We start from the raw sequence: 14,831 nt of genomic DNA, 5'->3' as shown, positions 1-14,831 counted from the left end.
GTATTCATGCGTATCAATAAGTTTCCAGAAGATAATTATAATAAATTGAATTTTTTCACATCATAAAAAAAGACGTTTTTTTTTATTTATTAGTCGGAATTACAACATTAAATTTAGACGATAAAGCAAAATATTTCATATTATGCTTATAATACTAAATGACCTTTTCAGATTAATGGTTTACATTACACACCTCTTATATTGAGCCTCCAAAATAGATTACTTCAACAGGCTGTTTTCGATAAAAATAAAATTACTTCACCCTATTTATGCCATGTTCATTACTTTCAGTCCATACTGCAATATGTAAAAATTAGATAAATTACACAAACTCTAAATAGGTGTATTTAGGTAATATTCCTACTTTTTTACTCCCCAAAACTTACTTAACTTCACATCTTTTTAATAAAATTGTCAGTTGGCGTGGTATCATATTACGAGCACCTATGAATACTTACCTGTCATAACCTTGATGTATTTTATGGCTTATTTTTTTTTGGTAAGTAAAAGAGACCTGAAAGGAAAATCATGCTACAAGAAAGTGTTATCAGGGAAATCATTCTCTGGATAGAACAAAATTTAGAATCTCGCCTATCCCTAGATACTGTTGCCGATAAATCAGGATACACCAAATGGCACTTTCAGCGCCTGTTTAAGAACCAAACAGGGCTCGCGCTTGGTTCCTATATCCGAGCAAGACGCCTTTCTTGTTCTGCTGTCGCATTACGACTAACAAATGACAGCATAATGGATATTTCTCTGAGGTACCGTTTTGACTCACAACAAACTTTTTGCCGCGCGTTTAAAAAGCAATTTAATCTCACGCCTTCTGAATATCGAAAACGCGAAGGTTGGAAGATTGAAGGGTTCTGTTTACCTCTACGAGAAAGTAAAGAGTTAAATGTTCGAGTTAAATTGACTCAATTACCAGCCATTAATTTACTCGGCACTAAACATCGTTACACTAAAGATATTAATGAGTGGAACCTAAAAACGGATGAGCTACGCCGATACTATTGGAAAGCTTTTTTCGATAAAAACCCTTATGTCACTCAGCATTTATATGCAATTCATGGTGTAGACCAAAGTGCGAATGCAGAAGGCCATTTCCTATATACCACGGCTCTAGATGAACAAGATGTAGAGATTGCACTTCCCCAGACAACCCATTTACAATTACCTGCAGGTAATTATTTAGAAATCAAGATAACCAGTAGCCTTCATGGTATTGATTACAATGATATTATTTATACTGCTTATGGGAAGGTACTTGCTGAAATGGACATCGTCCGTGGCGAAGGACCAGATGTAGAACAATATGTCCTGAAATCGAAGCCCTCTTATGAAGCGTTCGTGAATGACTCACGAAATTTTATTCAAGAGCTAAATTACTATATTCCTGTTATTATTTAATAAATAGCAAACAACCCATACGGAAACTGTACGGGTTGTTTACCTAATAATTAAAATGTCACATTAATTTTTGCCCAGAAATTTCTTCCTGGTTCATTTACTGGCACATTGGATGAATAACCAAAACCGCTATTTCCAGCTAAGTTAAGGTGCTCACTGTAGGTTTTGTCGAACAGGTTATCAACGCCTGCGCTTAACTTCATGTTTTCATTAATTGTATATGCTGTATTTAATGAAAAAATCGTAAAACCTGCACTTTTACTAAAGTCTTTACCCACCACATTGCCATCGTTTATAGCAACGCGATTTTGGCGGCTAACAACGCGTACTAAACCTGTCGTGGTCCAATCGCCTTTTTCCCATGATAAGCCAAAACGGCTTTCCAACGGTGGCATCTGCGGTAATGCCTTTCCATCTGTGCGATTTTCTCCCCACGAATAAGCCAAGCTTGCATCTGCTTTCCATTCATCACTGAGTTTTTGTGCTACACCGAGCTCGCCCCCCATGATTAACGCATTCACATTTTCAACCTGACTCATTCTTGGGTTTGTTGCGCTATAGCGGAAAAGAATAAAGTCATCAACATGCCCCACATAAGCAGAAACCCAGGCATTGGTATCTTCATGACTATATTTAGCACCAATATCTAACTGAGTCGTTTTTTCTGTTTTTAGCTTATCAAACACATTATTGCTACCACCTGGGCCAAGTTTAGGCGAGAACAGCTCCCAATAATCCGGAAAGCGTTCGGTATAGCCGACACCTGCATATAGCATAATAGGCGTGCCAGATAATGAATGCTCATAACGCGCAAAGCCCGCTGGCATCAGCGTATTACGCCCTGAAGAACCTACTTCTGTATTATTTTCAACTATCACGCGATCTAAACGAGCTCCACTGACCACTTTGCCTTGTTCAGTCGCATGCCAAGTTAATTCACTAAAAACACCATAGTCTTGGAATTGTGCATCTTTTTTCCAGCTATTATTATTGTTTTTACGGTGTTTATTGGTCTGCATGTCAGCCCCTGCACGCAGTTCATAATCTTTCCACAACCATGTTCCCATGGTACGGCCACCCATGGTTTCGCGATCAACACGCATTTTCATTGGCATATTCATCATACCGTGGCCTCCATGCCCCATATGGCCACCGCTCATTCCACCGCCTGATGGAGAGCGAAGCGAGTAGTTATCCATAATATGGTCGGCATAATTGTAGTAAATATTAGCCTCAATTTTATCAAACACCTCGCCGATATTACTCTTTTCAAAGCGCAAGCCTAAGCTTTCGCGTTTAAATTGAGACCCATCCATTCCTCTCCCCGCATAGCGAGCTTCCCCATCACCTTTACCGGCGGTCAGTTCTAATAATGTGTATTCATCAGGCGTCCAGCCAACAGCAATATCTGCATTCCACTTATCCCACTTCGAAGGAACCTTATCACCATTGCCATCTTTATAATCATTTGAACGTGATTTATTACCAATGACACGAATATACCCCGTTTCATTACCTAAACTGATATCTGCATTGCCATCCCAACGCTCATTAGATGCTGTTAAGGCACTTGCGTTGCCTTTAATACCCGCTTCAGTAAATAGCGGCTTTTCGCGCTCAAAACGGATTGTTCCAGCAGAATTTCCTGGCCCCCATAAAACAGTTTGCGGGCCTTTAATCATATTCAGTACATCAAAGTTTTCAGGTGAAATATAAGAAGTCGGCGCATCCATACGAGAAGGACACGCACCTAACATTTCACTATCATTGGTTAAAATACGCAAACGAGAGCCGAACATGCCACGAAAAACCGGATCACCGTTAGTTCCACCATTACGTATTTGTGAAAAACCAGGAATGGTTTTGAGGTAATCAGAACCATCACTTGCAGGGACTGGCTGCCTTGGTGTCTTTGGCGACGTGGTGATTGTTAATGGCGAATCAACAGGCGCCGTCACAATCATTACTGAGTTTTCAGAAATAGGGCTTTGATTAACTTCATTTTTCGCTAATGTTGATGCCGTAAAAATCGCACTAATTACCAGTGTCGCAATAGGAGCCACTTTAAAAACGTGTGTATTCATTTTTCACCTGTTTCTTAGAAAAGGAAGATGCTACCTTCATCTTTTAGGCTGCAAACACATTTCAGCTCCCACAGATAAATTGCTTAATAAGCAAAGAAATTCAAGGCGAGCGAACGCGTTTTGCCCAGTGAAGGAAAAATAGCAATAAATTGATTTGTAATATTTACAATGCTAAGACATCAGGAAATAGGCGGGGCTCGAGCAAGGTGTAATGACCATGGTCTAAATAACCAAATGTGAACACTACGTTCAAAAGGAATAAATAGTGCCAGTGTCGCTAATTGCCGAATAACTACGGCAATAAATAAGATAAGAAATGGGAAGTGGATCAATAATTGGCAGTAACCACATGCAATGTCTTCCATCGGAGATTGCCCAATCCCCGTCATTAACATGTGATTCATTGGTGCAGAAACGTCACAATTTTCAGGCATCAGCATACCTTGATGCGAATGCATCGAATGGCCTGCCATTGATGAATGCTCAATTGTACTATTAGGGTTAGTGCTCACGCAGTGTTCCATCAGCCTCATCGATTTAGAGAACAATGGAGCGATAAACAGCATAACCACAGCCAATAGTGCAAGATAGGCAGCAAATTGTCTGATTGAAGTGCGCAGGTGCAACGTTTTTCCGTCATCTGAGTACGAATTTATAGCGCAGAATTGTATCTTATTTAGATACCCATTGTTATTGATATTTACCGAAAATGTTAATTTAAGATGAACTTTATTGATAAAATTGATTATCTATCATCAATACAAACCCATTGAAAAATCAATCAATTGACTGATTTATAGTATTAGGTACATTTCTCTAAGTCAGCAAACTGTTTTAAAGGCGCCATAAAAAAGTAGCAACCACAAGTGATTGCTACTAATTTTCCATCCAAAGAATTCTAAAAATAACAAAGGGTATTCTATGCTAATAAGTTTGCAGGGTTATCAATACAAAGGCGGTTAATCATCGATTTATCCACCCCTTTTTTGGCCAATAACGAGAGAAAAACATTGGGTACAAATCCCCAGCCATTACCCCCATTTTTTGCCCACATTTGTTTGAGAAAAACATCATGACTCAACACGATTTGTGCCCCATACCCCATCTCAATCAGTTTACAAACCGCATCCGCAGTTTCTGTTACTGTTGGTGCAACACCTTCTTTTGGAAATGAAATATCTAGACCAATCATGTCAAACTCAAGCCAAACACCTCTATCAAGCATACGGCGTTGATAGTCAAAATCTTTACCTGACGGGTCTGAGTGTGCCAATGAAATTTTAGCGGGATTAACACCCATTTCTTTGATTAAAATATCGAGAACCTCATCTCCTCGACGTTGCCAACCAGGCATATGAATATTCATTGAAACATGGTCATTAGCCAGTTGCGCTACTGATGCCGCTCTTAGGCTATTCTTTTCACCATCAGTAAAAAAAGGAGATACCCCGATTTCACCAATCATTCCTGCACAAATATCCGTTCCATCAATGCCTACATTGAGCTCATCATCAATCATTTTAGCCATAGCATCGATATCATTGACTAACCGGTCACCTTCAAACTTTTCAATATACAGGCCAGAAGAAGCAACCACATTAATACCCGTTTTAATGGCAACTTCGCGCAATTGATGTACATCACGGCCAATCGCTTTGGAACCTGTAGCATCTACCAATGTTTTACCACCAAGTTCCTTAAAATTATTGACTTCATAAATCACATCTTCGATTGGCTTTTTATCCATATTGTCACAGCAGCAATATGGGTCGTGCTTCAGTCCCCATTGAATATCGGCACTGACTTTTTTATCAACCAACACATGTGAGAAGTCATAAAATGGCTCATCGACAACCGTTGATAAATCATTAAACAGATGTTCATGTGGTAATGTCAGTCCCATATCTTCTTTTTTAACGGGCCCTGTCACCGTTTGGATATAACCTTTCATTTTATACTCCTGCGGCTTTTGTCGCTTTGGCTTCTCTAAACTCAGGAATGGTCGTAATAATTGCGCCGACTAAAGCAAATACTGTTCCAATAATAGTCACTAAGTACACGGTATTGCCCAAAGACGGTAGCAATAAGTCAATCAGTACCGAACCCAATAACTGCCCTGCCGTTGAAGCAACACCGAGCATCAACAAACCTAAGCCGCGGACTAAGATTGCCATTAATGCAATGGACATTAAACCTAACGGGCCACCTAGGTACATCCACCAAACACCCGGTAAATCTAAAGTGAGATGACCTAATGCCATACGGATCACGAGAGCTATCGTCAGTACGGTAAAACCAACAATAAAGTTCCACGTAATAGAAACCATCATTGAACCTGTTGCTTCTGCAACTTTTGAGTTACCTGCGGGTTGCCACCCTGCTAACAAACCAGCTAAAAAAGGCAAAATAGCTAAATAAATGGCAGAACTTGAATGCCACTGTGGTGAAACCACAAACAACGTCGCGACAACCGCAAAAATGGCACCTAATACACGAAAGGTAGTGAATGGTTTTTTCTCATCGATACCAATACCAAAACGGTCACACAGCAAGCCTGATAATAATAGTGCAGAAATCAATGCAGTTTGGAAAGTTGCGATACCTAATGCACTCGCGGATGCGCCTTCAGAAAACACCACCATCGCACCGCACAGGCCTGCAAACCAATTCCACAATGGAATTTTTTTATTTTTAATTAAGCTAGGAATTGCTGCAAATTGTTGTCTGGTTTGTTTCTTCGCAATAATGATAAAAAACATCACCACCAAACCACTGGCAAATGAAATAACGGCGCTCGCATTTCCATCTTTTAATACATCACCCAGCTGCCCATTCACTGCGGATTGCATTGGCGATAACATACCGGCTAATACCGTCGCTATCATTAAAAAAGGGGTAGAATAACTTTTAACACTCATAAAATATTCCTTTTGGATTTTTGACTATGAGTCATTATTTTTTGTAATCGGCTTACAAGGTGCTGAATTAACTCAGCACCCATTTTCTTTATTTTGATTTTTTACTTTTAAAGAATTAATTAACGAGCGATTTGCTTAAGAATATTTACCCACATATCTGAATAATGCTCCCAAGCCATAAACTCACGACTTCCCCAGTGTGGCGAGCAGTCACTCATAAAACAGCCTGTTTTTCCTTTGTCATATTCACCGAATACCAATAATGGGTCTTCACCAATATTTAAAACAACTTGTGTATTTTCTTTAGCAGCAACTTTGTTATAACCTAAAAACATTGGCCAATTACCAAAGTTTTTAATTGATTCATGGCCTGTATTAGCGGGTGTTGCAAAAACTCCCTCAGGGGTTTCAACGCGGTCGTCACCATCTAACATTTCAACCGGTAATACATCGGCTAATAATGTATTTTTATAATTAGCTTTGGCTTCAATTCCCATAAATGACAAGTAACCACCGATCATTAATAAACCACCACCTTGGCTAACATATTGTTTAATTAATCCAAGTGCGTTAGGTAATACTTTCATATTATAGAAAGTGTCATTTTGTAATAAGAAAGTATTGGCACCGATATCGCTAATAACGACAACATCGTACTTTTCTAATTCCTCTACGGTTTTAGGGAATGCCATTTGCACGGTATGTGCAGGCATATAATCAATTTCAACGCCTTTATTTCTTAAACATTCTAATAAGAAAGTTGCACCTTCTTCATATTTACTTGAAGTAAAGCTGTCATAACCTTTAGTGTGGATCATATGGATATGCCATGATTCACCAATAAATAGAATTTTCATTTTTTTCCTCTTTTCAGAATATTAATTTATTCAGGGGATTGAGTCACAACCTGAGAATAGGTTGTTTGATTAATACGATGCATAACATTTATATCTTCAGGCATTTCTGAAGCATTACTTGTTTCAACAGCAAGGGATGAAAACGCCGATGCATAGCGCAAGGCGTAAGAAAACTGTTTACCTTTCGCCAAAGATGCAGCAAGAGCCCCATTGAATGCATCGCCGGCACCCGCCGTATTCTTAACAACAGCAGTGTAAGCCGGGGAATAAATGAACTTATTACCATCAAATGCAATAGAGCCTTTGCTTCCGAGTGTAATAACTACTTTTTTTACACCTTTGTGATAGATAACTTCAGCCGCTTTTTTAGCACTTTCTAAATCAATAACATTAATATTAGAAAGCAGACTTGCTTCAGTTTCGTTAGGGGTTAAAATATCAATCTTTTCAATTAATTCATTAACGATGTCGTTATACGGCGCAGGATTTAAAATAATTGGAATTTTATATTCATTACCAATCTCAATAATTTCCTTTAACGCTTCAATATTCGTTTCTAACTGAAGAAGAATAATATTTGAGTTTACAATTTTATCTTTTTGAATCTTCACTTCGTCAGCAGTAATATCCATATTAGAACCTGGATATATTGAAATAATATTTTCTCCACTATTTTCAGATACAAATATAGATGCTGTACCCGTTTGATATTTTTCAGTTTGGTATATGGTCGAAGTTTTAATTTTAGATGACGATATGAAGTTTATTGCATATTCACTAAATTGATCTGTTCCTATCTTCGTAATAAAGTGGACAGGTGAATCTGAATAACTCGCTGCTAATGCTTGGTTACACCCTTTACCACCAGGAGAAAAAATAAATTTATTTGATAATAATGATTCGCCTGCCTCTGGTAACCGAGGTAAGTAACTAATCATATCTACGTTAAATGAACCTAATACACATACTTTACCTAACACGGCATCATCCTTATCTGTTCTTTCATTAAAACTTTCATTGCACTCAAGAAATTGAATTATTTCTTTTTTAGCAACTTTATCTAGTGTTTCAAATTCGATGTATGCGCCACCATGGCAACGGCTAATAATTCCTTTTTTTGCTAAAGAGTTTAAATCTGCTCTAATGGTTTCTTTAGTGACATTAAGTTCTTTCGATAAAACAGAAACTTTGGCTGATCCAGTATTTTTTAAAATATTAATTATTTTCTTATGTCGTTCTGCTTTCATGCCATTTTACCTCATGGCATTTACTCTAATTTATACCTTGTTACATTAATGTGATTGTACTCATAGGTTCTCCCTGCAAAGCAAAAAAAAGCAAAAAGCATAAAAGTAAAAACAAAAAAAACCAAAAAAGAATAACTAAAGGTAAATCTTCTATTATTATCAAAATAATATAAGAATTGATTAGTTTACTTTATGGAATTTAGACTAAGAGGGAAGTACATAAGTAAATATAATAATTCGGATTATTTATTATATATTTCATAAATATAAAAACTTTAAAATAAAACAAAGTTAAATTAATAAGTTATATTTATATCTTCATTAATTAAATAAGATAAAATAACCCTGATTAATCGCTATAATCTATTATGGGTAAAATAATGATAGGTTGAGAGAAGGATCACAATTTGAGTAAATGGATTATTCACCAGATAAACAAAAGGGAGCGGTTGCTCCCTTTTGGTCATAGTAATTGACTGCCGTTAACTATTCCGCTTTCGCTGGCAACCCTTTCTTTTCGTGTACCATCATCAGTGCTTGTTCAACACTGCGCTCGATGATAGGGCGACGTTGGTCATTCTCTGGCAGTAGTTTTAACATCATTTGCCAAGCAGAAATGGCTTCAGCGTAGCGTTCTTGCTCAAACGCATTGAATGCAAAAATGCTCAACGCTTTCACATTGGTACGGTCTTCTGCAATCAGCTTTTTAAGTAGTTCCGCACCTTGACGGTTATCTTCTGGGTCAGAAGAGCGCGTCAAAACTTCCGCATAGCCCATCACTACATTTTCATTTTTAGGTGCTAGGCGATAAGCACGGCCATAGGCATCGGTTGCCATGGTCGCATTCCCCAACACCATACCAATACGGCCTAGCATTTCCCACGCTTCTACATTTTGCGGGTCTTCTTGAAGGCGAGTACGTAGACCTAAGGCGAGGTGTTCCATTTCCGCATTATTAAGTGGCGGCTCTGACGGGTCTAGCGCTCTATCTAGCAAGGCCGGAGCTTGTTGGTAGGCATTATTCCAATCCGCCACTTTCTCGTAGCTACCTACCTGATAATAAGCACCACCCGCAACACCTAATGCAATGATAAAACCGGGTAAATAAACCCAATTGCTAGTGCGAGAGGCCTCAGGTAATGATTCTTCATCACCCTGCTCAACCTGTTTTAATCTAACGCGTTTTTTAGAACGGGCAAAAATGATCCAACCGCCTACCGCTATCGCAACAAACGGTAATCCCCACAGCATAACCGTTAGCGGTGTCAGCGGTGGGTTATAAGTGACGAAGTAACCATAACGGGCAACCATGTAATCAACAATTTCATCACGGTTCTTGCCTTCTTTCATTAACTCATACACTTTTTGGCGCAAGTCCAGTGCAATCATTGAGTTAGAATCTGCAATGCTGTTGTTTTGGCATTTAGGACAGCGCAGTTCCTCGGTTAATTTACGGAATTGCTGCTCTTGTTGTTCATTATCGAAAGTAAAGACTTCTGTCGATGCATATGTCACCGTTGCACTTAACGTTAACATCAATAAACCCAGTAAATACCTCATTGGTTCGCCTCCTGATTATAGCGCTCCCAAAGGGGTTTAAACTCTTTTTCCCAAACGCGCTCGTCCATTGCCCCTGCGTGACGATAACGGATCACACCATTACCATCAATTAAGAACGTTTCAGGTGCCCCATATACCCCTAGGTCAAGGCCTAACATCCCTTCACCATCAAATAAGCTTAAGGCATAAGGGTTGCCCAACTCACGCAACCACACAATGGCTTTATCCCGTTTATCTTTATAGTTCAACCCAACCACACGAACACCCTGTGCAGACAACTTATTCAAATATTGATGTTCTGCTCGGCATGTTGGGCACCATGTTGCCCAAACATTCAATAAGATAGGTTGCCCTTGTGTTAATACATCAGATTCGTAGTGCTGCCCCGGGTTTTCTAATGACTCAAGACGAAAAACAGGCACTGGCTTACCAATTAAAGCAGATTCTAATAAACGAGGGTCATCCCCTTCTGCATTACGCATCAATTGCCATAACAGAACCGCGGCAATTCCTGCAAAAATAATAAAAGGAATTAAGAAGACTTTGCGGTTCATGCTGTTTCCCCTTGTAATTTACGACGACGATAACGTGGGTCAAACAAGCAGAATAACGCACCAATAGCCATTAATACGCCACCAGACCAGATCCAACGAACAAACGGTTTATAATACAAACGCATAGTCCATGTATCTTTAGCAATTTCCTCACCCAATGCAGCATATAAATCGCGAGTAAAACCACCATCTATCGCCGCTTCAGTCATAACAGCTCGACTAACACTATAAAAACGTTTTTCTGGCATTAAAACACCGATGACTTTGTCTTTTTCCTTCACTGAAATACTGCCAATGACACCTTGGTAGTTAGGGCCATCAGCTTCTCGTACTCCATTAAATACAAAGGTATAAGCACGAATTGAAATGCTATCACCCGGCTTCATTTTCACGTCACGCTCAATACTGTAATTTTGGCTAAAGGCAATACCGACGATAGTTACCGCCAAACCTAAGTGCGCCAGTACCATTCCCCAGTAACTTGGTGTGAGCTTGATTTTCTTACTGATGCGGACTCGCATTTCTGCGAAGGCAAGAATAGCAATCCAGCACGCCATCATTAAGCCGACAACCGTTAGGGCTTCTACCCTATCTTCCATCAATAATGGCAGAGCAAATGAGAGAATAACGGTTAAAACAGTTGCAATGATTAATAACTTTTTAATCGCCGCAGGGCGGTCACGCCCCCAACGTACGAGTGGCCCAATTCCCAGTAACAAGGCAAATGGCACCATCAACGCGATAAACATGGTATTAAAGAACGGTTCACCAATGGAAATCGTACCTAGACCAATTTGTTTATGAACCAACGGTAGCAAAGTACCGAGTAACACGACTAACATCGCGGCTGTTAGGATAACGTTATTGCCCAATAACATGGATTCACGGGACCATAGCGCATTGTTAACTCTTGAGCGTACTTTGTGCCCACGCAGTGCAAACACTAATAAAGAGCCGCCAATCACTAACACCATGAAGGCTAAGATGAATAACCCTCGAGATGGGTCTGAGGCGAAGGCGTGTACGGAAACCAGTACCCCCGAGCGGACTAAGAAAGTCCCGAGCAAACACAATGAGAAAGCAAAAATCGACAATAATAGTGACCATGCTTTAAAAGTGGCTCGCTGCTCAGTCACGGAGAGTGAGTGGATCAATGCTGTTCCCACTAACCATGGCATAAAGGAAGCATTTTCCACCGGGTCCCAGAACCACCAGCCCCCCCAACCTAATTCATAATAAGCCCATGCGGAACCTAACATGATCCCTAGCGTTAAAAAGAACCATGCTGCCATCGTCCAAGGGCGAGCAAAACGCGTGAAAGAGCTATCTAACCGGCCACTTAACAATGCAGCAATCGCAAAGGCGAATGCCACTGAAAAACCGACATATCCCATGTATAACAATGGTGGGTGGAAAATCAGCCCTGGATCTTGCAGTAATGGATTGAGGTCACGCCCTTCAATCGGAAAGGCGGGTAGCGTACGCGAAAACGGATTTGAAGTGAAGATGATAAACAGCAAAAAACCAACGCTAACCATCCCCATAACAGCTAAAACACGAGCAACAATATCGAGAGGCATGCGATAACTACAAATTGCCACCGCAAATGTCCAGCCACTCATTAATAATACCCAAAGTAATAATGAGCCTTCGTGAGCTCCCCATGTTGCCGCAACACGATACCAAATAGGTAATTGCGTATTCGAGTTATTGGCAACATAAGTGACTGAGAAATCATTAACAACAAAGGCATTCACTAATACTAGGAATGCCCCTGTTACACAAAGAAAAAGTAACCATGCTAATGGACGTGATGATGCCATTAAGCGTGCATCATTGCGCGCCACTCCCCATAGCGGGTAGAAAGACAGCAAAACGGCGAGACCTAATGCCAAGCACAGTAAAACGCTACCAATTTCAGGGATCATGATGCATTGTCCTTATAGGCAGCAGCTGGCCTGCGATGGTTTTCTTGCATCGCTTTTTCAACCTCTGGTGGCGTATAGTTTTCATCATGTTTCGCAAGCACTTCTTTCGCTAAAATATGATTATTCTCTTGTAATTCCCCTTGAACAACGACACCTTGCCCTTCTTTGAATAAGTCGGGCAAAATTCCATGATAACTTACGTTAACCTCACCTTCGGCATCATAAACAGTGAAAGTGATATTGACAGCGTTAGAGACAGGGTCAGAATCACGTACTACACTACCTGGCATGACCATGCCACCGACACGTAAGCGTTGCCCAACTTCAGGGATTTGCTGAGTTTCTCGCTTACCATAAATGATTTCACCGGGGGTATAAAACAAGTCAATGCTTGAGCGTAATGCATAGAGAATTAATGCGAGGGTTAGCCCCACACCAACCAATATGGAACAGATCAGCCAAAGTCGGTTACGACGACGAATATTCACACTCCCTCCCTACGCGCTCTTGCTGCTTTTTGCCTGACTTCACGAGCTTGCTGTTGAATAATTGCATTTATTATCATTTTTCTTTGTATATACGTATGCAAACAGAGTAACAAAATAGGTATTAATGTCAGCGCAACCGCCAGCCATACATAAAAACCATAGCCGCCCATCGCCCAAAATTCACTCCAAGATGCAAATGCGCTAGTCATGATTGACGTCCTTTTTTATTCACAATATCTAATACCCATGGACGGTTACGTTCTAACATCAATAATTGGCTACGTAAACGGATTAACGTTAATGAGATAAAAAGAAATAGGTAACCAAGGATAGCTAAACGAAGTGGTGTACGCATAGCAGGGTTGATGCTTTCTTGCATGCGAGTCGAAGGTTGGTGCAAGGTTTGCCACCATTCAACTGAATAATGAATGATAGGTAAGTTAATCACACCAATTAATACTAAAATTGCAGCGGCCTTTCCTGCGGTGCGACGGTCATCAAACGCATGCCATAAAGCAATAATCCCCACATACAGAAAAAATAGAATTAATTCAGAGGTTAAACGTGCATCCCATACCCACCATGCACCCCACATTGGTTTACCCCATGTCGCACCTGTAACTAATGCAATAAAGGTAAATACCGCCCCTATTGGTGCCATCGCCGCTATCGCCAATTCCGAGACTTTCATTTGCCAGACTAGCCCAACAAAAGCAGTAATGGCCATCGTGGCATAAATTCCCATCGACCACATTGCGGCAGGAACATGAATATACATAATACGATAGCTTTGGCTTTGAACTTTATCGGTTGGCGCAAAACCAAATCCCCAAATCCATCCCACCGCTAAACAAATTACACTCAATATAATAAACCACGGTATTAGACGCCCACATAACCGATAAAGGTTGACTGGGATGGCTAGTTGATGAAGCTTTTTCCACATAGTTTAATTACCCTGATTTATTATATTGTTAGTAAATGCTGCGTGACAGCATCATACAATACACATTAAAAAAGCAAATATATTGATTTAACACAAATATAACTTAGGCTGATCATACTCAAACGCATAACCAGCCTATTTATTGATCATTACTTATAATTCATCTATGTAACTCATCATAAAATGATTACCTTGAATTAAAAGCCAGGTTCAACTTCACGCATGTCCGGCAACTTATGGGCGATCCCTTTATGGCAGTCAATGCAGGTTTTACCATCCGTGATGGCTTGGTCATGCATTTTGGCTGCAACTCCTTTTTGTGCTGTAAAGTCCATATACTCAAAGTTATGGCAGTTACGACACTCTTGTGAGTCGTTATTTTTCATTCGTCGCCACTCACTTTGCGCCATCGCTAACCGATGGTCTTCAAATTTTTGTGGCGTATCAATGATGCCAAAAATTTTTCCGTATAACTCTTTACTCGCTTGAATTTTACGCACCATTTTGGGACCAAACTCATGCGGTACGTGACAATCAGGGCAAGTTGCGCGGACACCACTACGGTTAGTATAGTGAATAGTATCCATATATTCTTCATAGACATTCTCACGCATTTCATGGCAGCTAATACAGAACTCTTCCGTATTGGCCATTTCCATACCGGTATTGAAGCCGCCCCAGAAAATAACACCACTCACGAAACCAATCAGCAATAAGGTTCCTAATGCTAATCGGCTTGGCCTACGCCACCAGCGCCATACTCGGCCGATTAACCCAAACAAGCCCTTTTTCTTCGGCTTGTCATCATTTGTTTGCTTATCATTGTTATTTGACAT

Annotated in this window: 14 protein-coding genes; 1 reads left to right on the top strand and 13 read right to left on the bottom strand. The window is 40.1% G+C overall.

Annotated features, from left to right (window positions below):
- Window positions 1-528 precede the first annotated feature (528 nt).
- Entirely contained in the window at window positions 529-1,413 is an 885-nt protein-coding gene (locus ACU696_RS08105) for a helix-turn-helix domain-containing protein (RefSeq protein ID WP_004913323.1), read from the top strand.
- Between the two features lie 50 nt (window positions 1,414-1,463).
- On the opposite strand, the gene ACU696_RS08100 is transcribed toward ACU696_RS08105, so the two are convergent.
- The 13 genes from ACU696_RS08100 to napC all read right to left on the bottom strand — a co-directional run bounded on the left by ACU696_RS08100 (window position 1,464) and on the right by napC (window position 14,831).
- Complete coding sequence (locus ACU696_RS08100) at window positions 1,464-3,497, bottom strand: TonB-dependent copper receptor (RefSeq protein WP_209101924.1); 2,034 nt, start codon at window positions 3,495-3,497, stop codon at window positions 1,464-1,466.
- Window positions 3,498-3,676: 179 nt separating this feature from the next.
- Window positions 3,677-4,009: a DUF2946 domain-containing protein gene (locus tag ACU696_RS08095; RefSeq protein WP_371021336.1), complete on the bottom strand. Its 333-nt coding sequence runs from the start codon at window positions 4,007-4,009 to the stop codon at window positions 3,677-3,679.
- A 407-nt stretch (window positions 4,010-4,416) separates the two neighbouring features.
- A complete protein-coding gene (locus tag ACU696_RS08090; protein WP_004913332.1) occupies window positions 4,417-5,448 on the bottom strand; it encodes a phosphotriesterase family protein in 1,032 nt (343 codons plus the stop codon).
- A 1-nt stretch (window position 5,449) separates the two neighbouring features.
- Window positions 5,450-6,415: a DMT family transporter gene (locus tag ACU696_RS08085; RefSeq protein ID WP_004913337.1), complete on the bottom strand. Its 966-nt coding sequence runs from the start codon at window positions 6,413-6,415 to the stop codon at window positions 5,450-5,452.
- 119 nt (window positions 6,416-6,534) lie between these two features.
- Window positions 6,535-7,272 (bottom strand): glutamine amidotransferase, encoded by a 738-nt coding sequence (locus ACU696_RS08080; RefSeq protein ID WP_109912712.1) that lies wholly within the window; start codon window positions 7,270-7,272, stop codon window positions 6,535-6,537.
- A 26-nt stretch (window positions 7,273-7,298) separates the two neighbouring features.
- On the bottom strand, window positions 7,299-8,519 hold the full coding sequence (locus ACU696_RS08075) for a PfkB family carbohydrate kinase (protein ID WP_109912713.1): 1,221 nt from the start codon (window positions 8,517-8,519) through the stop codon (window positions 7,299-7,301).
- Between the two features lie 486 nt (window positions 8,520-9,005).
- A complete protein-coding gene (locus ACU696_RS08070; protein ID WP_109912714.1) occupies window positions 9,006-10,079 on the bottom strand; it encodes a cytochrome c-type biogenesis protein CcmH in 1,074 nt (357 codons plus the stop codon).
- Window positions 10,076-10,633, bottom strand: coding sequence for a thiol:disulfide interchange protein DsbE (dsbE, locus tag ACU696_RS08065; protein ID WP_004262204.1), 558 nt, complete (start codon window positions 10,631-10,633; stop codon window positions 10,076-10,078). Before dsbE ends, ACU696_RS08070 begins: the two co-directional genes overlap by 4 nt.
- Window positions 10,630-12,561 carry a heme lyase CcmF/NrfE family subunit gene (locus ACU696_RS08060; protein ID WP_004913344.1) on the bottom strand — a complete coding sequence of 644 codons (1,932 nt, stop codon included), beginning with the start codon at window positions 12,559-12,561 and terminating at the stop codon, window positions 10,630-10,632. The genes dsbE and ACU696_RS08060 overlap by 4 nt, the downstream gene beginning before the upstream one ends.
- Window positions 12,558-13,049: a cytochrome c maturation protein CcmE gene (ccmE, locus tag ACU696_RS08055; protein WP_004913345.1), complete on the bottom strand. Its 492-nt coding sequence runs from the start codon at window positions 13,047-13,049 to the stop codon at window positions 12,558-12,560. The genes ACU696_RS08060 and ccmE overlap by 4 nt, the downstream gene beginning before the upstream one ends.
- Window positions 13,046-13,258 carry a heme exporter protein CcmD gene (ccmD, locus tag ACU696_RS08050; RefSeq protein ID WP_004262214.1) on the bottom strand — a complete coding sequence of 71 codons (213 nt, stop codon included), beginning with the start codon at window positions 13,256-13,258 and terminating at the stop codon, window positions 13,046-13,048. The genes ccmE and ccmD overlap by 4 nt, the downstream gene beginning before the upstream one ends.
- A complete protein-coding gene (locus ACU696_RS08045) occupies window positions 13,255-13,995 on the bottom strand; it encodes a heme ABC transporter permease (RefSeq protein ID WP_004913347.1) in 741 nt (246 codons plus the stop codon). Before ACU696_RS08045 ends, ccmD begins: the two co-directional genes overlap by 4 nt.
- 197 nt (window positions 13,996-14,192) lie before the next feature.
- The gene (napC, locus tag ACU696_RS08040; protein ID WP_109912715.1) at window positions 14,193-14,831 is read right to left on the bottom strand and encodes a cytochrome c-type protein NapC; all 639 of its coding nucleotides are present in this window, start codon (window positions 14,829-14,831) and stop codon (window positions 14,193-14,195) included.

The sequence above is a fragment of the Providencia sp. PROV_01 genome (genome assembly GCF_053098325.1).
Note: the sequence above shows the minus strand (reverse complement) of the source record. Positions and strands in the feature narration are given on the sequence as shown.